Annotated in this window: 26 protein-coding genes; 16 read left to right on the forward strand and 10 right to left on the reverse strand. The window is 60.3% G+C overall.

Annotated features, from left to right (window positions below):
* Positions 1-172: 172 nt before the first annotated feature.
* The 12 genes from ffh to BW967_RS16870 all read left to right on the forward strand — a co-directional run bounded on the left by ffh (position 173) and on the right by BW967_RS16870 (position 9,350).
* Complete coding sequence (ffh, locus tag BW967_RS16815) at positions 173-1,690, forward strand: signal recognition particle protein (RefSeq protein ID WP_076486264.1); 1,518 nt, start codon at positions 173-175, stop codon at positions 1,688-1,690.
* Between the two features lies 1 nt (position 1,691).
* Positions 1,692-2,231: a GNAT family N-acetyltransferase gene (locus tag BW967_RS16820; protein WP_076486265.1), complete on the forward strand. Its 540-nt coding sequence runs from the start codon at positions 1,692-1,694 to the stop codon at positions 2,229-2,231.
* Entirely contained in the window at positions 2,228-2,524 is a 297-nt protein-coding gene (locus BW967_RS16825) for a chorismate mutase (RefSeq protein ID WP_076486266.1), read from the forward strand. The genes BW967_RS16820 and BW967_RS16825 overlap by 4 nt, the downstream gene beginning before the upstream one ends.
* Positions 2,525-2,568: 44 nt before the next feature.
* Positions 2,569-2,922 (forward strand): 30S ribosomal protein S16, encoded by a 354-nt coding sequence (gene rpsP / locus BW967_RS16830; RefSeq protein WP_076486267.1) that lies wholly within the window; start codon positions 2,569-2,571, stop codon positions 2,920-2,922.
* 75 nt (positions 2,923-2,997) lie between these two features.
* Positions 2,998-3,507 (forward strand): ribosome maturation factor RimM, encoded by a 510-nt coding sequence (gene rimM, locus BW967_RS16835; RefSeq protein WP_076486268.1) that lies wholly within the window; start codon positions 2,998-3,000, stop codon positions 3,505-3,507.
* Entirely contained in the window at positions 3,507-4,325 is an 819-nt protein-coding gene (locus BW967_RS16840) for a hypothetical protein (RefSeq protein ID WP_076486269.1), read from the forward strand. The genes rimM and BW967_RS16840 overlap by 1 nt, the downstream gene beginning before the upstream one ends.
* A gap of 188 nt (positions 4,326-4,513) precedes the next feature.
* Complete coding sequence (gene trmD, locus BW967_RS16845) at positions 4,514-5,254, forward strand: tRNA (guanosine(37)-N1)-methyltransferase TrmD (protein WP_076486291.1); 741 nt, start codon at positions 4,514-4,516, stop codon at positions 5,252-5,254.
* Positions 5,255-6,129: 875 nt separating this feature from the next.
* Positions 6,130-6,504 carry a 50S ribosomal protein L19 gene (rplS, locus tag BW967_RS16850; protein WP_076486270.1) on the forward strand — a complete coding sequence of 125 codons (375 nt, stop codon included), beginning with the start codon at positions 6,130-6,132 and terminating at the stop codon, positions 6,502-6,504.
* An 11-nt stretch (positions 6,505-6,515) separates the two neighbouring features.
* Complete coding sequence (rpmE, locus tag BW967_RS16855) at positions 6,516-6,737, forward strand: 50S ribosomal protein L31 (protein WP_076486271.1); 222 nt, start codon at positions 6,516-6,518, stop codon at positions 6,735-6,737.
* A gap of 179 nt (positions 6,738-6,916) precedes the next feature.
* On the forward strand, positions 6,917-7,627 hold the full coding sequence (locus tag BW967_RS16860) for an acylneuraminate cytidylyltransferase family protein (RefSeq protein ID WP_076486272.1): 711 nt from the start codon (positions 6,917-6,919) through the stop codon (positions 7,625-7,627).
* A complete protein-coding gene (locus BW967_RS16865) occupies positions 7,624-8,409 on the forward strand; it encodes an SDR family NAD(P)-dependent oxidoreductase (RefSeq protein WP_076486273.1) in 786 nt (261 codons plus the stop codon). The genes BW967_RS16860 and BW967_RS16865 overlap by 4 nt, the downstream gene beginning before the upstream one ends.
* A complete protein-coding gene (locus tag BW967_RS16870; protein ID WP_076486274.1) occupies positions 8,403-9,350 on the forward strand; it encodes a Gfo/Idh/MocA family protein in 948 nt (315 codons plus the stop codon). Before BW967_RS16865 ends, BW967_RS16870 begins: the two co-directional genes overlap by 7 nt.
* On the opposite strand, the gene BW967_RS16875 is transcribed toward BW967_RS16870, so the two are convergent.
* The 3 genes from BW967_RS16875 to neuC are packed head-to-tail and all read right to left on the reverse strand — an operon-like array spanning position 9,351 to position 13,031.
* Positions 9,351-10,664 carry a 3-deoxy-D-manno-octulosonic acid transferase gene (locus tag BW967_RS16875; protein WP_076486275.1) on the reverse strand — a complete coding sequence of 438 codons (1,314 nt, stop codon included), beginning with the start codon at positions 10,662-10,664 and terminating at the stop codon, positions 9,351-9,353.
* Positions 10,655-11,917 (reverse strand): 3-deoxy-D-manno-octulosonic acid transferase, encoded by a 1,263-nt coding sequence (locus tag BW967_RS16880; RefSeq protein ID WP_076486276.1) that lies wholly within the window; start codon positions 11,915-11,917, stop codon positions 10,655-10,657. The genes BW967_RS16875 and BW967_RS16880 overlap by 10 nt, the downstream gene beginning before the upstream one ends.
* Positions 11,910-13,031: a UDP-N-acetylglucosamine 2-epimerase gene (gene neuC, locus BW967_RS16885; RefSeq protein WP_076486277.1), complete on the reverse strand. Its 1,122-nt coding sequence runs from the start codon at positions 13,029-13,031 to the stop codon at positions 11,910-11,912. Before neuC ends, BW967_RS16880 begins: the two co-directional genes overlap by 8 nt.
* A 100-nt stretch (positions 13,032-13,131) precedes the next feature.
* Here neuC and BW967_RS16890 point away from each other — a divergent pair, with 100 nt between their 5' ends.
* Together BW967_RS16890 and BW967_RS16895 are read left to right on the forward strand one after the other, a co-directional pair.
* Positions 13,132-13,890 (forward strand): glycosyltransferase, encoded by a 759-nt coding sequence (locus tag BW967_RS16890; RefSeq protein ID WP_139327854.1) that lies wholly within the window; start codon positions 13,132-13,134, stop codon positions 13,888-13,890.
* A 15-nt stretch (positions 13,891-13,905) separates the two neighbouring features.
* Entirely contained in the window at positions 13,906-14,733 is an 828-nt protein-coding gene (locus BW967_RS16895) for a hypothetical protein (RefSeq protein ID WP_076486279.1), read from the forward strand.
* A 34-nt stretch (positions 14,734-14,767) separates the two neighbouring features.
* On the opposite strand, the gene BW967_RS16900 is transcribed toward BW967_RS16895, so the two are convergent.
* The 6 genes from BW967_RS16900 to BW967_RS16925 all read right to left on the reverse strand — a co-directional run bounded on the left by BW967_RS16900 (position 14,768) and on the right by BW967_RS16925 (position 20,539).
* Positions 14,768-15,958, reverse strand: a complete 1,191-nt coding sequence (locus tag BW967_RS16900; protein WP_083952302.1) for a rhamnan synthesis F family protein — start codon at positions 15,956-15,958, stop codon at positions 14,768-14,770.
* Between the two features lie 43 nt (positions 15,959-16,001).
* The gene (locus BW967_RS16905; RefSeq protein ID WP_175610475.1) at positions 16,002-16,766 is read right to left on the reverse strand and encodes a glycosyltransferase family 25 protein; all 765 of its coding nucleotides are present in this window, start codon (positions 16,764-16,766) and stop codon (positions 16,002-16,004) included.
* A complete protein-coding gene (locus BW967_RS16910) occupies positions 16,763-17,791 on the reverse strand; it encodes an N-acetylneuraminate synthase family protein (protein ID WP_076486281.1) in 1,029 nt (342 codons plus the stop codon). Before BW967_RS16910 ends, BW967_RS16905 begins: the two co-directional genes overlap by 4 nt.
* The gene (locus BW967_RS16915; RefSeq protein WP_076486282.1) at positions 17,788-18,687 is read right to left on the reverse strand and encodes a lysophospholipid acyltransferase family protein; all 900 of its coding nucleotides are present in this window, start codon (positions 18,685-18,687) and stop codon (positions 17,788-17,790) included. The genes BW967_RS16910 and BW967_RS16915 overlap by 4 nt, the downstream gene beginning before the upstream one ends.
* 80 nt (positions 18,688-18,767) lie before the next feature.
* Positions 18,768-19,154: an SgcJ/EcaC family oxidoreductase gene (locus BW967_RS16920; RefSeq protein ID WP_076486283.1), complete on the reverse strand. Its 387-nt coding sequence runs from the start codon at positions 19,152-19,154 to the stop codon at positions 18,768-18,770.
* Positions 19,154-20,539 carry an FAD-binding oxidoreductase gene (locus BW967_RS16925; protein WP_076486292.1) on the reverse strand — a complete coding sequence of 462 codons (1,386 nt, stop codon included), beginning with the start codon at positions 20,537-20,539 and terminating at the stop codon, positions 19,154-19,156. Before BW967_RS16925 ends, BW967_RS16920 begins: the two co-directional genes overlap by 1 nt.
* Positions 20,540-20,731: 192 nt before the next feature.
* Between BW967_RS16925 and BW967_RS16930 the strand changes: the two genes are divergently transcribed.
* Both BW967_RS16930 and BW967_RS16935 read left to right on the forward strand, forming a co-directional pair.
* The gene (locus BW967_RS16930) at positions 20,732-22,114 is read left to right on the forward strand and encodes a bifunctional enoyl-CoA hydratase/phosphate acetyltransferase (RefSeq protein ID WP_076486284.1); all 1,383 of its coding nucleotides are present in this window, start codon (positions 20,732-20,734) and stop codon (positions 22,112-22,114) included.
* On the forward strand, positions 22,114-23,283 hold the full coding sequence (locus BW967_RS16935; protein ID WP_076486285.1) for an acetate/propionate family kinase: 1,170 nt from the start codon (positions 22,114-22,116) through the stop codon (positions 23,281-23,283). Before BW967_RS16930 ends, BW967_RS16935 begins: the two co-directional genes overlap by 1 nt.
* A 217-nt stretch (positions 23,284-23,500) precedes the next feature.
* Here the strand turns inward: BW967_RS16935 and BW967_RS18855 are convergent.
* The coding region (locus BW967_RS18855) for a hypothetical protein (protein ID WP_217696394.1) at positions 23,501-23,974 on the reverse strand (474 nt) is incomplete at its 5' end.

Below are 23,974 nucleotides of genomic sequence, written 5' to 3' on the forward strand. Positions count from 1 at the left end.
AGCGCAGGGGCTGTGATTGACTCGAACCCACATTTCGCTTAAGCGACACCAGATTCCCCGGAGGACGAAACCTCCGGTCCCCGCATGGGCGGGGATCGCCACCAGTCAGCGCGTTGCGCCCACTGGTGCGTTTGACGTTTTTTAGGCCGCAACCGCGGCGCAGGAGGGCACGATGTTCGAGTCTCTTTCCGATCGCCTTGGTGGGGTGTTCGAGCGGCTGACCAAACAGGGCGCGCTGACGGCTGAAGATGTGAAAGTGGCGATGCGCGAAGTGCGTACCGCTTTGCTTGAGGCCGACGTCTCGCTGCCCGTGGTGCGCGAGTTCGTGAAAAAGGTCGAAGTCAAAGCCACGGGCGCGCAGGTTACGAAATCGATCAGCCCCGGCCAGCAGGTCGTGAAGATTGTGCATGACGAACTGGTCGCCATGCTGGCGGGCGACGATCCGGCCGATACGCTGAAAATTGACAACCCGCCCGCGCCGATCTTGATGGTCGGTCTGCAAGGCGGCGGTAAAACCACCACCACCGCGAAACTGGCGCGGCGTCTGAAAGAGCGCGAGAAAAAGCGCGTTCTGATGGCCTCGCTCGACATTTATCGCCCGGCGGCGATGGAGCAGTTGGCGATTCTGGGCACCCAGATTGGCGTCGATACGCTGCCGATCGTGGCAGGCGAAAGCGCGGTGCAAATTGCCAAACGGGCGAAGCAACAAGCCTCGCTTGGCGGTTATGACGTTTATCTGCTCGATACCGCGGGCCGTCTGCAAATCGACGATGTGTTGATGGGCGAGGTGCAAGATGTTCGCGATGCGGTGAACCCGCGCGAAACGCTGCTGGTCGTTGACGGCCTCACTGGCCAAGTCGCCGTGGAAGTGGCGCAAGAATTTGACGACAAGATCGGCGTTTCCGGCGTTGTGCTGACCCGGATGGATGGCGATGGCCGTGGCGGTGCGGCGTTGTCGATGCGCGCGACCACCGGCAAGCCGATTCGTTTTGTGGGTCTTGGCGAAAAGATGGATGCGCTTGAGACCTTCGAGGCCGAGCGGATCGCGGGCCGTATCCTTGGCATGGGCGACATCGTCGCGCTGGTCGAACGGGCACAGGAAGTCTTTGAAAAAGAACAGGCGGAGCGCATGGTCAAGCGCTTCCAAAAGGGCCTGTTCAACATGAACGACATGAAGTCCCAGCTGGAGCAAATGCTCAAGATGGGCGGTATGCAAGGCGTGATGAGCATGATGCCCGGCATGGGTAAAATGGCCAAACAAGCCGAGGATGCGGGCTTTGACGACCGCACCATCCGCCGCCAGATCGCGATGATCAACTCGATGACCAAGCAAGAGCGTGCGCGGCCCGAAATGCTGCAAGCCAGCCGCAAACGTCGGATTGCTGCGGGCTCTGGTTTGGATGTGGCTGATCTGAACAAGCTTTTGAAAATGCATCGGCAAATGGCCGATACGATGAAAAAGCTCGGCAAGATGAAGGGCGGCATGCTGAAACAAGCGATGGCCGCGATGCAGGGCAAATTCGGTGGCCTGCCGGAGCAAGGCGAGCTTGATCCCGCGAAAATGGAAGAAGCCACCAAGGCGATGGGCCAAATGAAGGGCCTGCCCGGCGCGATGCCCGGCATGGGCAATTTGGGCGGTGTGAAGCTGCCGCCGGGTCTCGCTGGTCTGACCATGGGCAAGAAGAAGTAACATGGTTGCGCTGTCGCCCACCCCGGTTTTGGAGACGGAACGTCTCGTGTTGCGTGCCCCTGCGGCGCGCGACTTTCCGGCGTGGTGTGACTTCATGCTGTCCGACCGGGGCCGGTTCATCCGCTCCACTGACACTGTGGACGAGGCCATCGCATGGCGGGCTTGGGCGGCGGTGATCGGCCATTGGGTGATGCGCGGCTGGGGCAGCTTTGTCATCACGACGAAAGACAGCGATGCTGCCTTGGGCATGACGGGCCCTTGGGCGCCGATCAACTGGCCCGAATATGAAATTGGCTGGACCTGCTGGAGCGAACGGCATGAGGGGCGGGGCCTGATGGCCGAAGCCGCGCGCGCCGCCATAAACCATGCCTATCGCACGCTCAAATGGAAAACGGCGGTGAGCTATATCGCGCCCGAGAATGCCCGTTCCATCGCTTTGGCGGAACGGCTGGGGGCTGTGTATGACCCGAATGCCAAGCCGTTTCCGGGCGAAAAGGAAGCCCGCGTCTACCGCCATCCGAAACCGGAGGATCTCGCATGAGCGATGATATCACCCGCGCGGCCGCGCTTTTGGCCGAGCACCGCAATTCGATTGACCGGCTCGACGCGATCCTTGTCTACACGCTGGCCGAGCGGTTCAAGCAAACCCAAGCGGTGGGCAAACTGAAAGCCGAACATGCGCTGCCGCCGTCTGACCCGGCGCGCGAATCCAAGCAGATCGAACGTCTGCAACAACTGGCCAAAGACGCGGATCTTGATCCGGCTTTTGCCCGCAAATTCCTCACCTTCGTGATCTCGGAAGTGATCCGGCATCACGAGACATTCCAGAAATGACGGCCACCGCAGGCCCTCACCCAGCCATCTGAAGGAGATACACCATGGCTATGAAAATCCGTCTCGCCCGTGGCGGCTCGAAAAAGCGCCCCCATTACGCGATCGTTGCTTCCGACTCGCGCATGCCGCGTGACGGCCGCTTCATCGAAAAACTGGGCACCTACAACCCGCTGCTGCCGAAAGACAGCGAAGAGCGCGTGAAAATGGACATGGAGCGCGTGCAATACTGGCTTGGCCAAGGCGCGCAACCGACCGACCGCGTTGCCCGTTTCTTGGAAGCCGCTGGCGCCAAAGAAAAAACCGAGCGCAAAAACATGAAAAAAGCCGAGCCGGGCAAAAAAGCGCAACAACGCGCTGAAGAAAAAGCCGCGAAAGCTGCTGCGCCGGCCGAGGAATAAGGTTCGCTTCGAACCTGATTTCGCTATGAACTGGAGGCCGGGCAGCGATGTCCGGCCTATGCTTGCGGAGGGGCTATGTCGAAACCGGATCGTGTCTGCGTGGGCGCTATTGCCGGGGCCTTTGGGGTCCGTGGTGAGGTGCGGCTGAAAAGCTTTTGCACCGAGCCGGAAGATATTGCCGCTTACGGTGCGCTTTACAGCGAGGATGGAGCGCGCAGTTTCACCATTAAGCTGACCCGTCCGGTGACGGGGGGGCTTGGCGCGCGCCTGTCGGGTGTGGCCACGAAGGAAGAGGGCGATGCGCTGAAAGGCGTGACCCTTTGGGCGGACCGGGATCGGTTGCCCTCGCTTCCCGATGATGAATTTTACCACACCGACCTGATCGGCCTTGCGGTCTATGACACCGGCGGGGTGGCGATTGGCAAAGTGCGGGCCGTGCAAAACTTCGGCGCGGGCGATATTTTGGAAATCTATGCGCCCGGGCGCAAAACCACGCTGATGCTGCCCTTTACGCGCGCCGTGGTGCCCACGGTGGATATTGCTGCGGGCAAGATCATTGCCGACCCGCCCGAGGATGTGGAGTGATGCAGGTCTTTCTGCATCCGGGCTTTCACAAGACCGGAACGACCTCTGCGCAGGCCTTTTTGCACGAAAACCGGGAACTGATTTGGCCGCGCGCAGCGCTGGTGCTGCCCAAGCGCATCCGCGACGTTTCGCAAGCCTGTTTTGACTATGCCGAGACGCTGGGCGCCTTTGAGTTGCGTGAGATCACGCGGGCGATGCGGGCGTTTTTGGCGGATATGCCGCTCAATCCCAATCGGCGTATGCTGATCAGCGCGGAAAACCTGCTGGGGCGAATGCCGCTTGGCTTGCGCGATACGGCCTACCCCGGCGCGGTGAACATTCTTTCGGCGTTGATTGATGGCTTTGCCGGGCTTGGTTGGCCGGTGGAGGTGACGCTTTACCTTTCCACCCGTGAGCGGACGGGTTGGGTGGAGAGTATTTGGGCGCATCAGGCGCGCAAAACCACCGGCAAACCCTTTACCCGAGATTTGGACGATTTTCGCGCCGCGATGGCGCCGGTTTCGCTTGAGGCGCAATTGGCGGAGATCCGCGCGGGTTTGCCCGATGTCGCGCTCGTTACCCATGATGTGGCCAGCTTCAACGCGATGCGCTTTGGTGCGGGGCAGCCGTTCGTGGATTTTCTGAATCTTCCGAATCACATTCAAGATCAATTTGTTACGGTAGAGCGCAACAATGTCGCCCCGCCGATGGCGGTGAGCGAACGGTTTATTGCGCTCAACCGCTCTGGCTTGGCGCGTGAAGAACGAACTGCCGCCAAACGCGCGGTGCTGTTTCAAGCCGGGATGCAAGAAGCCTATCCCGATGAGGAGGTGCCATGAGCACGCCCGATGATCCGCAAGACACTGACGACACCCCCCCCCCGCGCAAAGGGGCGGTGAAGCTTTCGACCTTTGCTTTGCAAGCCGAGGCCGTGCCAGAGGCGGCACATGCGGCGGGGCCGCTGCGCTCGCATGGGGCGCGCTCTGTTATCACATCGCTCTCGGGCAAGCTGCGTCCGAGCGATTTGATGGAAGAAACGGCCCAAGCCGCCGCCGCATGGCGCGCCAAAATCGTGACGCTCTTTCCGGAATCTTTCCCCGGTGTCTTGGGGCTCAGCCTAACGGGCAAGGCGCTCGATAATGGCCTTTGGGCGCTTGAGACGATTGACCTGCGCCCCTTTGGCATTGGCAAGCACCGCAATGTCGATGACACCCCCGCCGGGGGCGGCGCGGGCATGGTGCTGCGCGCCGATGTGGTGGCTGCGGCCCTGGATGAGGCCGCGCTTGGTGCGCCTGCAAGCCGTGAAGATTGGCCCGTGGTCTATATGTCGCCGCGTGGCAAACCCTTCACCCAAGCCGATGCCCGCCGCTTTGCCGCCGCGCAGGGCATGACCATTCTATGTGGTCGGTTTGAGGGCGTAGATGAGCGGGTGCTAGAGGCTTACGGCGTTGAAGAAGTCTCGATTGGCGATTTTGTCCTCACGGGCGGGGAGTTGGCCGCGCAGGTGGTGATTGATGCCACGGTGCGGCTGCGCGACGGCGTGCTGGGCAATGCCGAAAGCGCGACCGAGGAAAGCCATTCGAACGGGCTTTTGGAGCACCCGCAATACACCCGCCCGGCCGAGTGGCAGGGCCGCACGATCCCCGAGGTGCTGACCTCGGGCAATCACAAAAAGATTGCGCAGTGGCGGCGGGAAATGAGCGAGGCACTGACGCGAGAGCGGCGCCCGGATTTGTGGGAGCGCTTTTGCGACGCGCCAAAGGGCTAAGCCGCATTTTTGGTTTTACGCATCGTGCCGCAATTTGGCGGCGGTGAAAACTGAGGAGCACTTTCGCCCGTAGCGAGAATGTCTTCGGTAACCGAAAGGCGGGGCTGATTTTTTCACCCCGTTCCGCCCTCGAAAGCACCGCGACAAAAAGTGACGCGCGTCACTTTGGAATTGTCACAAGAGGTTCACACTTTTTGTGGGCTGCTGGCGGCCCATCTGAAACGCAGGCGTCCAAAGCCCGCGTATTTGGGGGGAGATTGAAATGCTGAATATCAAAATGCCTCTTGTTGCGTTGACGATTGCTGTTGTTGGAACTGGCGCTTGGGCAGAGGGCACGCAGCCCCTGCGTTTGGCGCAGTCAAGTTGCTCGTCGGGCCTAAATTACTGTGCGCCCGGCAGCTATGGTCCCGGGGGGTGCTATCGGTTGGGCTACGCAACCTGCACCGCTGGGCTCGTCTGCACCGACGGGATGTCTGCTTGCAAACCGTCAAACGGAGGTCCGGCCTATTGCTACCGGGTTGGTTACGGTAACTGCAATTGATGTAAGGACCCGGCCCCGCGCGTGACGTGGGGCCGGGTTTAAGGCGCGGCGCCCCGTTTCTTCGCATTACGCGCAAAGCCCACTTCCCCCTTGATTCACAGCCCGTTCTCGCGTAACTCGCGCGGGTCTGGGCCTGAATCGGTCCCCGGACCCTTTGTCTGTGCCTGTGGCCCCCTGCTTCGGGGGTTGCGTGGGGTGCAAAGCAAAGGTTGGCAAAAGACGAACGATCCTCCGGCGGGCGCGCTGCACAGCAGTTGCGGACCCAAGCGAAGACCGGAGCTCTCGGGCGGCGACACCTTTGCGGAACAAACCGCAAGCAACGAAAGGACCTGCGATGAACCTGATCGCGCAACTCGAGGCGGAACAAATCGCCGCCCTCGGCAAAGACATTCCCGATTTCAAAGCTGGCGACACCGTGCGCGTTGGCTACAAGGTGACCGAAGGCACCCGTTCGCGTGTGCAGATGTATGAAGGCGTCTGCATCGCCCGCAAAGGCGGCGCGACCATCGCGGCTTCGTTCACCGTGCGCAAAATCTCGTTCGGCGAAGGCGTGGAACGTGTGTTCCCGCTCTACTCGACCAACATCGACAGCATCACCGTGGTGCGTCGTGGTCGTGTGCGTCGCGCGAAACTCTACTACCTGCGCTCGCGTCGCGGCAAATCGGCCCGTATCGCCGAAGTCACCAACTACAAACCCAAAGCCGAGTAAGGAGTGGTTCGATGAAAGCCGATACCCATCCCGATTACCACTTCATCACCGTCAAAATGACCGATGGCACCGAATACCAGACCAAATCGACCTGGGGCAAAGAAGGCGATGTGATGTCGCTCGACATCGACCCGCTGGCGCACCCGGCCTGGACCGGTGGTTCGGCCAAACTGATGGACACCGGTGGCCGCGTGTCGAAATTCAAAAACAAATACGCCGGTCTGGGCTTCTAAGCCTGTTGACCCAGCGTGGTTTTGGAAAGGGCGCCTTTGGGCGCCCTTTTTCGTTTTAGCGTGGTGTTCCGCAGCGCTTTTGGGGCGTTGTTGGCCCCTTCCGTCCCATTGTCCGCAAGCTTATAACGGGGCAAGCGCTGGGGCTTGTGGGCCTTGGCCAGAGCAGAGGAGATGCCAAGATGATCCTTGGCCATATCGGGGCGCGCAAAGGCTCCAAAGGTGTGCCCGGCAAAAACTTCCGCATGATCGCAGGCAAGCCCTTGATCGACTGGTCTTTGGATTTGCTGTTTGAAAGCGATCAGATCGGCGCGGTCGTGGTTTCGACCGATGATGAGCGGATTTATGACCATGCGGTGGCCAAGGGCGCGCTGGATATCGGCTTGCGGCCTGCGCATCTGGCGACCGATAGCGCGCCCAAATGGGGCGTGTGGCAGCATGCGCTGGAGGCGGCGCAAGAAAAGCTTGGCCAGCCCGTGACCGCTTTTGTGGACCTAGATTGCACCGCGCCCCTGCGGCTGGCAGAGGATCTCACCAATGCCATCGCGCTTTTTCAGTCACAAAAGCCCGACATGGTGATGAGCGTCTGCGAGGCGCGCAAGAACCCCTATTTCAACCTTGTTGAGGCCGATGAAGCCGGGGCGCTGCATGTCTCGAAGCCACTGCCCGGGGGGGTTTGGTCGCGCCAAACTGCGCCGAAGGTTTGGGAGCACGCAGCTTCGACCTATGTGCTTGATCCCGACTATCTGCGCCGCGCGAAAACGATTTACGAGGGCAGGGTGATCCCCTTTGAGATGCCCGCTGAGCGTTGCTTGGATATTGATAGCCCGCTTGATTTCAAACTTGTCGAGATGCTCATGGCAGAGCGTCATAGCCCGGAGGCCACGCAATGACCCTGCAAGACCGCACCATCTTTATCACTGGCTCGGGCGGGGTTCTGGGCTCCACCTACGTGCGCCGCATGCTGGCCGAAGGCGCGCGCGTTGTGGCGACCGACCTGCCGGGCCACCGGGCCGAGGCTTTGCAAGCCGCGCATGAAGGCAATGAGAACTTCCGCTTTTATGAGCTGGATGTGGGCGAAGAAGATCAGGTCACCGAGATTTTTCAACGCGTGATGAAAGACGGGTGGGAGCCGAATGTCGTGCTCAACAATGCTGCGATCACCGGCGAGATGCTGATGGGCGCGGGCAAAAGCTTCCCCGATTTTGCCGATACGACGGTAGCCGATTTTGAACGCACTTTGCACACCAACCTGACCGGGGCTTTCATGGTCGCGCGGCAGATGGACCGCGATATTGTAGGCCGCTACCCGGCGACGCTGATCAATGTCGCCTCGATGTATGCGCTCAACGGCGCGCATCACCCGATTTATGACGGGATGCCGTTCAAGAACTTCTCGGCTTACGGCATCACCAAGGCGGGCATTCATGGGCTGACAGTGTGGCTGGCGGGCTATTGGGCGCCGCGTAAGGCCACGGTGAACACGATCGCGCCGGGCGCGGTCTTCAACGGTCATTCCGAAGAATTCCAGCGCCGCGTGGGCGAGTTGATCATGGCGGGCCGGATGGCCCAGCCTGATGAAATCGCTGATGCGATGTTGTTCTTGTGCTCGGCCCAATCGGGCTATGTCACGGGGCAATTGCTCAATGTCGATGGCGGGTTTTCTGCATGGTAAGCCCGCATGTGGCGGTGATTGGCGCAGGCTCGATTGGGCGGCGTCATGCGGGGAATTTGGACGCGCTTGGGGCCAAGGTCTCGCATATCGGTTGGCGGGAGTTTGACGCCACCGCCTTTGCTGCGCGCACAGATTTGGATGCGGTGGTGATTGCCACCGCCACGCAAATCCGCTTGCCGTTGATCGCGCTTTGCGCGCAGATGGGGCTGCCTTTCTATGTGGAAAAGCCGCTGACATGGAGCCTAGAGGAACTCGCCGCGATTCATGCGGCGGCTGCCCCTGTGGCAGAGTGCTCAATGGTTGGCTTCATGATGCGCTATCACCCGGCGCTGGTGGCGCTTGGGCAAGAAGACCTGAGCGACATCTACGCCTTTGCCTTTGAGATAGGCCATGATGTGCGGCAATGGCGGCCCAATTGGCGGTTCGACGATAGTTACGCTGCCCAGCCCGAGGGCGGTGGGGTGCTTTTGGATCTTTCGCATGAGGTCGATATCGCGCAGACCCTGTTCCCCGGCCTAGCCTTGCAAGCGGTGGACAGCCTTGGCCATGCAGAGTTTCCGGGTGTGGATTTTGCCACCACCTTGCAACTGGCCGCGCCGGGTGGCCCGGTTGGCAGCGTGAGTATGGATTACCTCTCGCCCGTTTTCATTCGCCGCGCGCGGCTGCGCGGTATTTCGCGCAATGTCGAGATCGACTTCCTCAAACCGTCGGTGAGCTACATCACCTCCGAAGGGGTTGAGACGCGTGATTACCCGTTTGAGCGCAATGATATGTTCCTTGGCGCGATGGGGGATTTTTTGAAGCTGGTGACCGACGGGCCGGAAGCGAAAATCAGCCCGCAAGCACCGCTCCTGCGCCAATGCCTGCCGACCGATCATTTGGTGGCCGAGGCTTGGGGTAAGCGCGCCTTTCAGGGCGATATCGACCAAGATATGGGCTGATCAGCGCCGGGCGTTCGCCAGCACGCCCGGCAGCGCTGCAAAGAACCGGTCCACCCCGCCTGCATGATCTGCGAAGAAGCGTTCAATCTGCGCAGGCGTTGGTTGATCTGGGCCTGCAAGAGCTTTTGCCAGTTCTGCCGCGTCCTTCACCCGCCGCGCCACGCCTGCCGCCTCGGCTTCGACGAAAGGATATTCGATTGTCCAAATCTCGGGCCCGGTCAGCACCGGCTTTTTCAGCGCCAAGGGTTCGATGATGTTATGCGCGCCTTTCGGGGTAAAGCCGCCGCCCACCACCACCGCATCAGCGAGTGCGAGGTAGAAATACATCTCCCCCAGACTGTCGCCTGAAAGCACATCGGGCAGCGGCGTGGGGGCGGTGAATTGGGCGTGGCCATCCAGCACCTTTGGCAAAGCGGTAGAGCGGCGCGCGACGCTAAACCCGGCCGCTTCCAACAGCGCGCCGCAATCGCCAAACCGCTCCGGCTTGCGCGGCACATAGATGAAGAAGGGTTTGTCTGCGCCTTGGCTTAGGCTGCGCATCGCGCTCAGATAAGTCTCATCCTCACCCTCGACGGTGGAGGCAAAGGCGATCACGCGCCGCTCAGCCAAGCCAAGCGCGGGGCGCGCTACCGCGGCAGCCTCTAGGAGTGCCGGCGGGATCGGCTGTTCGAACCGCAATTCGCCCGTGATGGCGATATTTTGCACCCCCACAGCGGCGAAGCGATCTGCCTGCAATTGTGATTTCACAAAAGCCCCCGCAAAGCCGCGCATCACCGCTTGGCGCAGCCGCAAACCGCCGTTGTCACGCGCAATCGCCTTGGTCGGGTATTGCGCATTGCACATGAACAAGGGCACGCCCGCCGCCCGCGCTGCAAAGACCATGCGCGGCCAGATCTCAATTTCCATCACCAACCCGAATTTGGGCGCGAAGGCGCGGAAGAAACCGCGATAGGCCCAAGCGGTTTCCAGCGGCACCCAAACCACATGCACGTGGCCTTCGGCGCGCTCGGGCGCGAAGACCTTTTCCGCCTCGCGCCGCCCGGCGGGGGTGAAACAGGTGATCACGACGGTTTCGCCGCGCTCCAAAAACGCGCGGGCAAGGGGTACGGCAGAGCGGAACTCGCCAAGCGAAACAGCATGGATCCAGACCGTGCTTTGGGCGCAGGTGGCATAACGCCCGAAACGCTCGGCCAGATGACCGCTATAAAGCGTATCTTTGCGCGCGCGCCGAAAGAGATAGGCCAAGATCAGCGGCAGGCCGAGCGTCCAAACTGCGGACCATAGGCCAAGGAACAGGCGCAACTTCAGCGGCATGATTGGGCCTCCATCAGGGCCAGAAGGCGGGCGGCAAGGGTCTGCACCTTTTGTTGGGCGTCTTGCACCAGCGCTTTCGCCTTAGTCGCCATCTCGGCGGCCTCGCTTGGGGCGGGCAGGGCGCTGGCCAGCGTGCCGGGGGCGACCTGCCGGGCGGCGCCTATGGCCTCCAGCGCGGCGTAATCGGTGACGAAATTCGCCGTATCTGGGCCATGCAGCACCGGGCAGCCAAGATTCACGGCTTCCCACGGGTTATGCCCGCCTATCGCATCAAACCCACCGCCCACAAGCGCCCAATCGGCCAAACGATACCAAAGCCCCATTTCGCCCAATGTATCGGCAAGCCAAACGCGGGTTTCGGGGCCGGGAACTTCGTCCGCCGAGCGGCGCGCGAATGGAAGGTTTCGGGCGCGCAGATCGGCGGCAATGGCATCGGCGCGGTTGAGGAAGCGCGGCGCGATGATCAGCAAACTGTCTGAGGTCGCTTCAAGCGCGGCCAGCGCCTCTGCCTGATCGCCCGCATGCGATGAGGCCGCGACCCAAACGCGCCGCCCCGCCAGCGCGGCTTTGAGCTTGGAAAATTCTGCCGGATCCGTTCCAAGCGGTGGCGCGGCGGGTTTGAGCGAGCCAGAAACCGACACGCCTTGCGCGCCCAGCTTGGAGAGATACTGCGCCGTTGTCGGGTCTTGCGCATCAATCACCCGCAGGCAGGCAAAGGCGGCACGATAAAGCGAACCCAGTCGCGCACGACCTTCATAGCTGCGTTTCGCCATCCGGGCATTGACCAGCGCTTGCGGAATGCCATGCGTTTGCGTGGCAAAAATCGCGCCGGGCCAAATGTCTTGCTCGGACCAAATTGCCAGATCGGGCTGCCAATGGTGCAAGAACCGGTTCAAAAACGGTGGGCTGTCAAGCGGCAGGAACTGGTGGCGGGCATTTGGCGGCATGTCGCGCGCGATCACCTCGGCCGAACCTCGTGTGCCGGAGGTGATCAGAAATTCCAGATCGGGCGCTTGCTGTGCCAGTGCCTTAATCAGCCCACGCAACGCCATGGTTTCGCCAAGGCCCACCGCGTGAAGCCAGACGAGCCGCCCTTTGGGCCGGGGCAGGGTCGCATGGCCCAGCTTTTCACGCCAACGGTCTGGCAGTTCACGCCCCTTGGCCAAACGGCGCTTCAGCACCACGGGCGCAAGCGGAGCCAATGCCCAGCCTGCCGCCTGATAAGCGGCGCGGATCACCGCATCCTTAGTCATGATCAGCAAAGGTTTTTTGCAGCCCACTTTCCCAAAAGGCGACGTCGTTCAGCGTTTCGATGAACAATTCTGCCGCCCGCCCGCTGCCAAAGGCAGTGTGGCGCGGATAGCGTTTGCCCCATTCCTGCGCCAAGAAATTGGCAATGGCCGCGCTGTCTTGCGCAGGGGCTTTGAAGATCGAGGGCGCCTCGGCTCGGTTGGTTTGTCGTGTGCCAACATCAAGCGAGGGCAAGCCCAAAAACGGGGCCTCGCGCACGCCCGCCGATGAATTTCCGACCATGCAGGCAGCATGTTTCATTAGTTCAGAAAAATGCGCAAACCGCATGGAGGGCAAGAGCCGAAACCGCTCGCGCGGCAGTTTTTCCAACGTCGCAAAGATCGCCTCTGACCCTGGGTCATTGTTTGGAGCGATCACCACAAAATTGCGCCCGCTGGCTTCCATCGCGCCAAACAACCCCTGCGCTTGCGCGCCCATTGTGCCGACCTCTGAGGTCACCGGGTGGAAGGTGGCAATGCCAAACTCCTCAAACGGGATTTGGTAGCGGGCGCGGACCTCATCCAGCGTCACTCCCGAAGGCCCGGCGTGGAAATCCAATTCCGGCGAGCCGATTACATGCACATTGGCATCGGGCTCGCCCAGCACCATCACGCGCCGTTTCGCCTCTTCCGAGGACACAAAATGATGCGTGGACAGCTTGGTGTTGCAGTGGCGGAACATCTCATCAATCGTGCCAGAGACCTCACCGCCCTCGATATGGGCGGAGCGGACATAATTCATTGCACAGACCAAGGCGCAGGCCAAAGCCTCGACCCGGTCACCGTGGATCACCACCAGATCGGGGCGGTGCTCGACCACGAAATCGGAAAAACCTGCAACGGTTTTTGCCAGCACCGTATCTTGCGGATCGCCGATGCGCTGATTGAGAAATTCGTGCACGGCGACGCCCGTTACACGACGCACCTCGATCTTTGTCAGCCCGTAAAGGTCGAGCATGTGCATCCCGGTGACGAAGAAAGATACGTTAAACCCGGCGTCGCGGGCCGCAATGGCCAGCGGCTCAAGCTTGCCAAAATCGGCGCGGGTGCCAGTGACGAAGAGGATGGATCTGGTCATGGGCCGCCGGTCTCCTTACGGGCTTCAGGACAGGCGTTGGCTTGCCTGATGGGGGGAATGGATATATGCCACGGCCAGTCAAGGGAAGTAGGAGAACCCCGTGGAACGTGTTGTTCTATGCATGAAATGGGGCACGTTGTACGGGCCGGAATATGTGAATGTTCTCTACAATGCTTGCCGAGCCAATCTGACCGGGCCGTTTCGGTTTGTCTGTCTGACCGATGATGCCGCTGGCTTGGTGGCGGACATTGAGGTTTTTCCCATTCCAGAGATCGGGCTCGCGCCGGATCATTGGCGCGGCGGCGCTTGGCCGAAGATCAGCGTGTTTTGCGAAGATCTTTATGGGCTTAAGGGGCGCGCCCTGTTCATCGACCTCGACATGGTTATCTGGGGTGAGCTTGACCAGTTCTTTGAATACGGAACAGGGTTGGTTGCGATCGATTCTGCGCCTTGGCGCTATCGCGATGCGCCACCGCAAACGATGTCGTCGATTTTTGCCTTTGATCTCGGAAAAATGGGCTGGCTTGTAGATTGGCTGCGCGCCGACCGTGAACATTACATTTCGAAATACGGGATCGAGCAGCGATACCTGCATGGCGAAGTGCCCCAGATCGGGTATTGGCCGCAGGATTGGATCAAGAGTTACAAATATCATTTGCGGCGGCCTTTGCTTGTTGACCGTTTGATGGGGCCCGCCAAGCCTCACCCATCGTTGAAAGTGCTTTGCTTCCATGGCAAGCCGCGCCCGATTGACCTGATCCATCCGCCCAAAGGCAATTGGGACCGCTTCCCGCATTATGGCCGGGGGCAGGTGCCATGGATGGCAGAATACTGGGCCAGATATGGCGGCACAGTTTAACAAAAGGGGGGGCTGTTGAGCCGACTCGTCCTTTCTCTCACCACGGTGCCGCCGCGTTTTCCCTATGTTGCGGAGAACCTTTCGGCGCTGTTGGGCCAAAGTGCGCAGATTGATGCGATCAATCTCTATGTTCCGCGCAGCTATCGGCGGTTTTCCTATGCGCCAAGCGATCTTCCTCGTCTGCCCGAGGGGGTGAACCTGCGGTTGGTCGAGCAAGACTACGGCCCCGCCACCAAGGTTTTGCCCGCAGTGCAGGAATACCGCGATCAGGATGCGATGATCCTGTTTTGCGATGATGACAAAGTCTATGACCGCGGCTGGGCGCAGCGCTTTGTTGATGCGGCGCGGATGCGCCCTGATCATGCGATTTGCGAAGAAGCCGGGCATCTTGCGATGCCGCATTACGCTGGGGATGGCTGGGTTTCAAACCGCGACCCACAAGCAAAGTTCCGCGAGAAAAACCTTGGGTATCGCTTGCGGCGTGCGGCCTCGTTCGGGCGGTGGAAGCCTTCAAAGGCGGTGTCTGCGGGATATGTCGATATTCTTGAGGGCTGGGGCGGTGTCTTGGTTCGGCCAGAGTTCTTCGATGCGTTTGCCTATGACATCCCAGATGTGTTGTGGACCGTTGACGATGTCTGGTTGTCGGGCTGTTTGGAGCGCAAAGGCGTGCCGATCTGGTTGAACCTTGAGGACAAGGTGCGCTCAAAAGGCAATTCCAATGAGGTAAAGGGCGCAGCTTTGCGCAACTTTGTCTACCAAGGCCACAACCGGATCGAAGCGAACCGGGCTTGTATCCGATATTTCCGCGAGACATGCGGAATTTGGGGTGGGGCGGCGGCGTAAGTCCCTCGCCACCGCCTTTAAATCGCTTTCTCGGTCACAGTGTGTTGGCAGCCCCTCGGCGCGCAAGCTTGGTCAAAGCCGGCGCTTTTGGCGGCTGGTCTTTGGTCTGCAATGCGAGAATCTCATCCGCGATGGCGGGCGGCGGTGCGCTGACCATCCCTTCGTTCAAGGCGCGCAGATAAGCGGAGCGCATCGCGCTCCAGATGGGTTCGCTGCTTTTCTTCAGGAAGTGTGTGCCAAAAATCTGTTCGTTGGCATAAGGAAAACTGGCATTGAACCGTTTGCGGTTCACCGCGCGGCGAATGTGGTCAAGCACCTTTTCGCGCCATTCCGGATGTGCCGCATCTAATGCGGCGATGTGCTTCGCGCGTCGGATGATATCTGCATCGGCATAAGCTGCATACTTCAGCGTATTCCTGAGGAAAGCATCATCCTTCTTTTGGATTTCTTGCAAAAAGACTTCCCGGCGGGAAAGAGCCGTAAGTTTGAGACCGGCCGCAGCCATCGCGCGAGAGAACCGAATTTCGCCGTTCTTGATCGTTTTCGGCTTGTAGTCAGTCATCTTGTAATTGTCCCAGAACGCTTGAAATTCCGGGTGTTGCCATGCGCTGCGACGGATCAGGTAGAAATAGGATTCGAGATGCGAGAAAGCGCTCGCATGGCCGCCGCTAGTGTCGTGAATGACCTTTTCATCCTGCAAAAGTCCGCAGATATCTGCGTCTGCAAAATTTGCTTCAAGCTGCCCTAGCAGGCCCGGGCGCATCGGCATCCAGACGCTGTCATTCATCACGATCAGTTTCTCTGGGGTGACGCCATCACGGTTTAAGAGCCGGATGGCATCTTGATAGCCGCCAAAATCATAGCCGAAATTTGGCCGCTCCAGCAGGCTCCAGCAGTTTTCCAAAAGCAGGGCGCGATCTTCGTTAGTGATCGCGCAGTTCAAGACAAGAAACGGGGCATAGCCCTGCGCGCGGAGCCAGTCGCATGTGGCAAGCGCAGATCGGGCGATGCCCTTAGGCTGGTATAGCAAAAAGATGGCGACACGGTCTGCCAAGGGCTGAGTGCCTTGGGAGCGTCGTGTCAACTTGTCGAAGTCTCGCAAATAGTCGGCGCGTTTTTGTGACTCTCGCATCCGCCCAGGCAGGCTGGACAAGGTTTGCGGCAGATGCAGGATCTGGTCTTTGATGCGGGTCAGTTCGCGTTTGATCTTCCAGGCGGGTACCATTTACACAACTCCGGGGTGATCTTTATACTGTAGCATGCTACCCTTAGGAGCCTAGCACTGAAAAGAGGCCTTGGCGCGCCAACCAGTGTAACCTCTTCCCATAGTTTGCGATTTTCTGCCAATAATAGGCCAAGCGTTTATGTTTGGGGAATTTCTTCGCATCTGCCATGGCCGTTCCGGTGATGAAGCTTTCCCCTTGGTCGCGCGGCGGTGCGGTGAAGGGTTCTAGCCCCATCAAGCGGATATCATGCTTGAAGAAGCGGTTGAGTTCATGATCATGGGCGCGCGTGATTGGGTAGAAGCTGTCCGCAAGCCGTGCTGCCACGCTGCGTTTGATCAAATAACAGCCGTTGCCGGTGAAGGGGCCCCAATAGGCGTTGAGCGTGAAGCTCCCACGCTCAACCTGTTTCAGCGGGCCTTTGGCACGGATCCGAGAGAACCGAACGATGTCCCAGCGATCGGCAAGCTCTAGCGCGGTTTGCAGCGCGTTTGGAAAATCTGGAGTAAAGGTCACGTCGTCTTCACAGATCAAGACGATCTCGTCTTGCCCGACGCCAATTTGGCGCCAAAGTTCCACATGAGATGCGTAGCACCCGAGATGACCCAAAGATAACGGCGCCCCCATATTGCGCCGCCAAGCCACTTCGTCGGTGCGTTTTCTGAGTTCTGCCTCGCAGGCTTGCCCGTCCACCCCGTCAAATAGCGCATAATCGAAACCGATTTTGGCAAATTCGTTCTCAACTTGGGCACGGCGCGCTGTGGCGCGGGCCAAAGAGATCACGAAAATTGGGACGGGGGCTGCACTCACGCAAGATCCTCCCATTTCAATTGCGTGTTGCGGGTTACGGCGCGGGTGAGGCGTTTGCCCACCACCTTGTCAAAGTCATAGCCGGCAATCTCGCCCGAGCCGGGGCGACGGGCCCAGATATCGGCTTCGGTGATCACATGGCCCTCGGGCAGATCGGCATCCGCCACCACGGAGGCGCGCGCGAACCGATAGACGGGTTCTTCCGCTTCGGTGCGTTGCTTGGGGTTGTTGGCGGCAATCCAAATCTCGCGCGAGCGGTCAATCAGGAAGCGCAGTTCTGCCGGGTCCATCGAGTTGATGATGTCGGGGCCAATGCGGTAGCGCGTGTCGGTATAATGGCGCTCAAGGATGCAGGCGCCGAGCGCGACAGACGCGAGCGCCATTTCCGGCCCGATCGAATGGTCCGAAAAGCCGACCGGCACACCGGGAAAAGCGTTTTGCAATTCGGTTACGCCTTTAAGCGAAACGATCTCGGGCGGGGAGGGGTAGAGGTTGGTGCATTCCAAGAGCGCAAACTCCACGCCCGAAGCTTGCAAGATTTCAACGCTGGCGCGGATCGTGTCAATCGTTTGCATCCCCGTCGACAAGATCACCGGCTTGCCCTTGCGCGCGATATGGCGAATGAGCGGGAGGTTATCGGCCTCGCCCGAGCCGATCTTGTAGCCGACCACGCCGATCTCTTCCAAAAACTCCGCCGCCGCGCGCGAAAACGGGGTGGAGAGATAAATCATCCCCAAGCTCTCGGTATAGTCCTTGAGCGCAATCTCATCTTCGCGCGAGAGCGCGCAGCGTGCCATCACTTCCCAGATCGAGACATCGGCATTGGGCGGAAAGATCTGCTTCGCCTCATCGGTCATCTCGTCTTCAAGGATATGCGTCTGATGTTTGACGCATTCGCAGCCAGAGGCCGCGGCCAAGCGGACCATTTCCTTGGCGACGTCAAGCGAACCGCCATGGTTGATGCCGATTTCCGCAATCACCAGCGGCGGATGGTCGGGGCCGATTTCGCGGTGGCCGAGTTTCATGGCGTGTCACTCCTATTGGCGCGTCGCGCGCGCAGATCTTCTGATCCCCAGCGATCATGCACCCAAAGCCATTGATCGGGGAAGCTGCGGATTTGTGCTTCCAGTCTCCGGGTCATTTCTTCGGTCATTTCGCGCGGGTTGGTATGGGCAATCGGCGTTTCGAAGTGGACATCGTGATGGATGCCGTCTTCGCAGCGATGCGTGAAAATCGGCAGCAAAAGCGCCCCGGTTTTCATCGCCATTTCTGCTGCAAAGGTCGAGGTCGGCGCGGGGTAGCCGAAAAAGCTGATATCGGGATAGCTCGTGGCGCGCACGTCAAACAGCATCGCCGCGACGCCGCCGTTTTTCACATGCCGGGTGAAAGAGACGACCCCTTTGCGGCTCTGCGCGAAGGCGGGGCCGGTCAGGCTTTCCATCGTCGTTTTATAGTGTTCGTTGAAATAGGGGTTCTTGGCCGGACGATACAGCGCCGCCACGGGATACCCCATATTGTGGATCGCGACACGCAGGGTCTCATAATTGCCGATATGGCCAGAGACAGCCAGCACGCCACGCCCCTCGGCCAGAGCGTCTTTAAATGCCGCAAGGCCCGGCCCGCCAACCGTGCTGTTTTTCAGCACTTCGGACAAGTCGTCCTTACTGTAGTTTTCGATGATACTGCGACCGAAATTGACCGAAACCCGACGTGCGATGCGTTTCGCTTCGGCAGAGGACATCTCTGGGTGGATCAGTTGCAGGTTGCGCACCGCCTTGGAGATATAGCCCGCGAGAGGCGCCACGACCCAACCCGTAAGCCAGCCAAACAGGCGCACTCGCGTTTTATATGGCACCCGCCGCGCCAGCCCGATCAGCACCCTCAAAAAGGCATCGCTGGTCCTGTCTGCGTTCCACGCCATGCGCGTTTGACCTTTTCCTATTTGGCTTTTGTAATCGGCACGCCCCGGAGGGATGTCAACCCAAGGCACCGTTTGTGGCGCTATGCTTCCACCACGAATTGCGCCGAAACGATCTGCCAGCCGGAGCCAACACGTTCCAATGTAGCACAGAAGGCTGCGCCGATCCGGCCAGCCTCTGCGCCCTTCTCATCCACGAGGCCGGACAAGACGAACCGCTGCCAGATCACGGCGGCGCTGTCGCCAATTGGCCGCGACCGGGTGCGCCCGGTCACCAAGCGCGCGCGTTGAAACGCCCCGGCAAATTCCCCCGCCAATAGCTCGGCGATCTCTTTTGGGTTCTGTGCCGCGCCGCCGGTAAGGCTAAGAAACTCTCCATCGGGGGCGAAAAGCGCGGCAATGCCCCGCGCATCATGCGCGCCCCAAAGCGCGGCAAAACGGCGAGGCAGGTCTGCGGGATCGGCGAGCATCAGCAAGCCTCGCCTGGTGCGGGCACGATTTTCCCGGGGTTGAGGATATTATGCGGATCGAGCGCCATTTTGATTGCCCCCATGACGGACCAAGCGGCCCCATGTTCTTCGGACATCATGTAGCGCTTGCCCATGCCAATGCCATGCTCGCCCGTGATCGTGCCGCCCATGTCCAGCGCCATATGGGCAAGATCATGCGCAACGTCCTTGGCCTTTTGTAGCTCGGCCGCGTTATCGCGGTCCAAAAGCACGATGGCGTGGAAATTCCCGTCCCCCACATGGCCCAAAATCGGCGCGGTGAGCCCCGCAGCATCGAGCATCGCCCGGCCTTTGGCGACCGCTTCGGCCAGACGGGACATCGGCACGCAAACATCGGTCACCAGCCCCATGCAGCCGGGCCGCGCGGCCAGGCAGGCCGAATAGGCCCCGTGGCGCATCTTCCACAGCCGATTGCGGTCTTCGGTGGTGGTGGCCCATTGGAAATCGGCCCCGCCCATATCCGTCACCACCTCGCCAAAGCGCGCGCTTGCCTCGGCGACGCTCGCGTCTGAGCCATGAAACTCGATCATCAGATGCGGCTTTTCGGGCAGGGAGGAGCCATTCATCTTGTTAAAGACGCAGGCAATTTCTTCATCGACAAATTCGATCCGCGCCATCGGGATGCCCATCTGCATCACCATTTGCACGGTCTCTACCGCGGCTTCGAGCGTGTCAAAGGCACAAACGGCGGAGGAAATCGCCTCGGGCTGGGCATGAAGGCGCAGCGTCAGTTCGGTAATCAGCCCAAGCGTCCCTTCGGAGCCCAGCATCAGAGCCGTCAGGTCGTAGCCAGAGGCCGATTTTGCGGCGCCCGAGCCGGTGCGGATCACCCGGCCATCGGCCAACACGACCTCAAGCGCAGCCACATTGTCCCGCATCGAGCCATAGCGCACCGTGGTGGTGCCGCTGGCACGCGTTGCCGCCATGCCGCCAAGCGAGGCATTGGCGCCCGGATCCACCGGGAAAAAGAGCCCCGTCGCCCGCAGATCGGTGTTGAGCTCTTGGCGGGTCAGCCCCGGCTGCACCCGGACCAGCCGATCTTCGGGGTGGGTTTCAAGCACTTTGTTCATATGTCGGAAGTCGACGACGATCCCGCCCTGTACCGCCAAAGCATGACCTTCAAGCGAGGTGCCAGCCCCCCAACCCACCACGGGCACGCGATGGGCGTTGCAAATCTTCGTGAGGGCGGCGACCTCTTCGGTGCTTTGCGGATAGGCGACGGCTTCGGGCGGCGTGGGTGTGAACCACGTCTCTGACCGGCCATGCAGGTCACAATCGGCCTTTGTACGCACGAGACGCGCGCCCAAAAGGGTTTCTAGCTCTTGCCAAAAGGATGCTTCTGCCATGTTCACCTCCGCCATTTTCGCCCCTCATAGGCGGATCGCCGCGAGGCGGGAAGGGGCGAAAAAATCACATCCGTTTGTCACCGATCAATGTTGCTGCTAGCGGGCATCGTTAGGACACTGGCAAGCGCGCGCTGCCCCTGCCCCACGGGGGCTTAAAATGCGCGATGGGTCGAGAAGGAAAAGGAGCCCGGGATGATTTTCGAAAGCCGCATGTATGATGAACTGCAACCGGGGATGAGCGCCGAGTTGCGCAGGCTCTGCACAGCAGATGATATCTATGCTTTTGTCGCGGCGACCGGGAACCACAACCCGATGCATGTGGAACGTGCTGATGACGCGGGCCACAAAACGGTCCCCTATGCGCCGGGGCTGTTTGTGGCCTCGATGATCTCTTCGCTTTTGGGCTCGATTTTGCCGGGGCCGGGCACGCGCTACAAAGACCAATCTTTGAGCTTCCAAAACTACGTCAAAGCCGGGGAAGAGCTGATCGCCAAAGTCACTGTCGCGTCGAAAGAGGCGGAAGGCGTTGTCGTGCTCAACACTGAGGTTCGCCGGGTAGGGGATGAGGCCCTGATCTGCGAGGGCAAAGCCCGGGTGCATGCGCCGGAAAAATATATCCGCTACGAAGAGATTGATGCCCCCGGCCTGATCGTGCAGCGCCACCGCCACTTTGAAAAGCTGCTTGAAGCGGCCGAAGACCTGCCCGAACTCAAGACCGCCGTCGTTTGCCCCGAAGAGCAAACCGCACTTGAAGGTGCGATGATCGCCGCCGAGCGCGGGCTTATTCGTCCGATCCTGATTGGCAAACCCGAAAAGATTGAAGCCGCGGCAAAAGCGCTTGGCAAATCTTTGGCGGATTACGAAGTGCTGGAGATGATGACCCACCGCGATGCCGCGCGTCAGGCTGTGGCTTTGGTGCATGAGGGCCGCGCGCAGGCGATCATGAAAGGGCATTTGCACACCGATGACCTGCTGCGCCCGATGCTGGACAAGCAAACCGGGCTGCGCGTGGGGCGGCGGTTTACCCATGTCTTCGTGATGGATGTGCCCGGCGTCAGCCACCCGCTTTTGGTCACCGATGCGGCGATCAACATTGCCCCCGATCTCGCGACCAAGGTGGACATCTGTCAAAACGCGATTGATCTGGCGATTTCGCTTGGCATGGAAACCCCGAAAGTGGGCGTTCTGAGCGCCGTCGAGACGGTGAACCCCTCGATGCCGTCTTCGATTGATGCTGCGCTTCTGTCCAAAATGGCCGAACGCGGCCAGATCAAAGGCGGCGTGGTCGATGGCCCGCTGGCGATGGACAACGCGGTCGATATTGGTGCCGCGCGCACCAAAGGGCTGCGTGGCCCAGTGGCGGGGCAAGCGGATGTGCTGGTGGTGCCGGGCATTGATGCGGGCAATATGCTGGCCAAGCAGCTTGCCTATATCAGCCATGCAGAAGCGGCGGGCGTGGTGCTGGGCGCACGGGTTCCGGTGATCCTGAACTCGCGTTCGGATAGCGCGATGGCGCGTCTGGCCTCGGCGGCGGTGGCCTCGATCCATTGGAATCGTTTGACGGGGGGGAATTGATGACGAAAGCGATTTTAACGCTCAATGCGGGGTCATCCTCGCTCAAGCTGGGGCTTTTCGATGAGGCGCTAGAGGCGCTGGCAACGGCCCATGTGGATCGCTTGGGGGCGCCAGAGGCGAGCCTGAAGCTGAAAGATGCCACAGGCGCTGCAATGCCGGTGCCCAGCTTTGGACCCGATGATTTCGCGACCCATACGATTGCTTTGCGTTCTGCGCTTGCGGCGTTTCGCAATGACCTGCCGGGCCTTGAGATCATCGCAATCGGTCACCGTATCGTGCATGGCGGTGTGGATCACGCCGAACCCGAACCGGTGACCGAGGTGCTGCTTGATCACCTCGAACGGCTCAGCCCCTTTGCGCCTTTGCACCAGCCGCATAATTTGGCGGGCGTGCGGGCCTCGATCGAGGCCTTTCCGGGCGTCCCGAACGTGACCTGCTTCGATACCGCGTTTCATCGTGGGCATCCGTTTGTCGATGATACCTATGCCCTGCCGCGCCACTATTACGAAAAGGGTGTGCGCCGCTATGGCTTCCACGGGCTGAGCTACGATTACATCGACAGCGTGCTGGCCGCCGAGGAGCCCGATTTGCGGGCGGGCCGCGTGGTGGTGGCGCATTTGGGCTCTGGCGCCTCTGTCTGCGCGATCCATAATGGCCAGTCGATGGCCTGTACGATGGGCTTCTCCACGCTCTCAGGCCTGCCGATGGGCTCGCGCGCGGGCGAGTTGGATGCAGGCGTCGTGCTTTACCTGATGGATCAGGAAAAGATGGGCGCGGCCGAGATCACCGAGCTGCTGTTCAAACGCTCCGGCCTTTTGGGCATGTCGGGTGTGTCGAACGATATGCGCACGCTGGAGGCCTCCAAAGACCCACATGCGCGCGAGGCGATTGATTACTTCTGTCACCGGGTCGCGCGCGAGATCGCGTCGCTTGCCGCCTCCATGGGCGGGCTCGACGGGCTCGTCTTCTGTGGCGGGATCGGCGAGAACTCGGCCTTGGTGCGCGAAGAGGTCTGTGAAGCGCTTGAATGGGCCGGGGTAGAAATGGACGTTGAGGCGAACAAAGCCCATGCCCGGAACATCTCCACCGGCCGGGTGGCGGTGCGGGTCATTCCAACCAATGAAGAGCTGGTGATTGCCCGGGCCGCGAAAGGCGCGTTGAAGCTCTAATCCGGCGTCCGCGTGGCCTGTGCCTCTCAAGGGCGCTTCATCCAGAAACTTGTGCAGGCGGTCCCATGCGGGCCGCCTGTTGTCGTAAAAGGGCAGGGATGGGCCTGCTCAGGTGAGCCCGGTCGAGGGAGCGCGCCGCCGAGCCGCGAAGGGCTTTTGGGGCGAATCTGGATTCGGGATCTGCTCTTGATCGCCCAAAACGCGGAATCGGCGCGCTTCACGAAGAAAAATTTGCCGGTGACTCGGCCCGATTCACACCTGACCGCAACGCACTCAGAAAATTAATGCGTTTCGGTAGTGCCTGGAGAAATATTATTTCCTTGGCGTCAGGAGTGTCATTTGCCCCCAAAGAAAGTTCCGGGCGATTTTTCCAATGCAGCAAGGGCTCAAGCGGGGTGCGCGCAAAAAATCGCAACTTTTTTGAAATTGGCTCTTGCGCGCTGCGGGCAGTCTCCGTAAAAGCCCCCTCACCGAAGCGGAACACACCGCGACGGTGCGCCGGACGGGTCGCAAGGCACTGAAAGCGAACGGAAAAATGGAGATGCTGTTGGCTAGCAGCGCCGCGAGTGATTGGCGCTACTGGTTGATTTTGTTTCCTTGCTCTTTGACATTGATGGATATCTGAAGAGATATGTGGGCGGTTTGGGCGCGAATGCGACTGCGAACCGAGACATATCGGCGCTCTAGCTTC

The organism is Rhodobacter aestuarii (genome assembly GCF_900156655.1).
GTDB classification, from domain to species: domain Bacteria; phylum Pseudomonadota; class Alphaproteobacteria; order Rhodobacterales; family Rhodobacteraceae; genus Rhodobacter; species Rhodobacter aestuarii.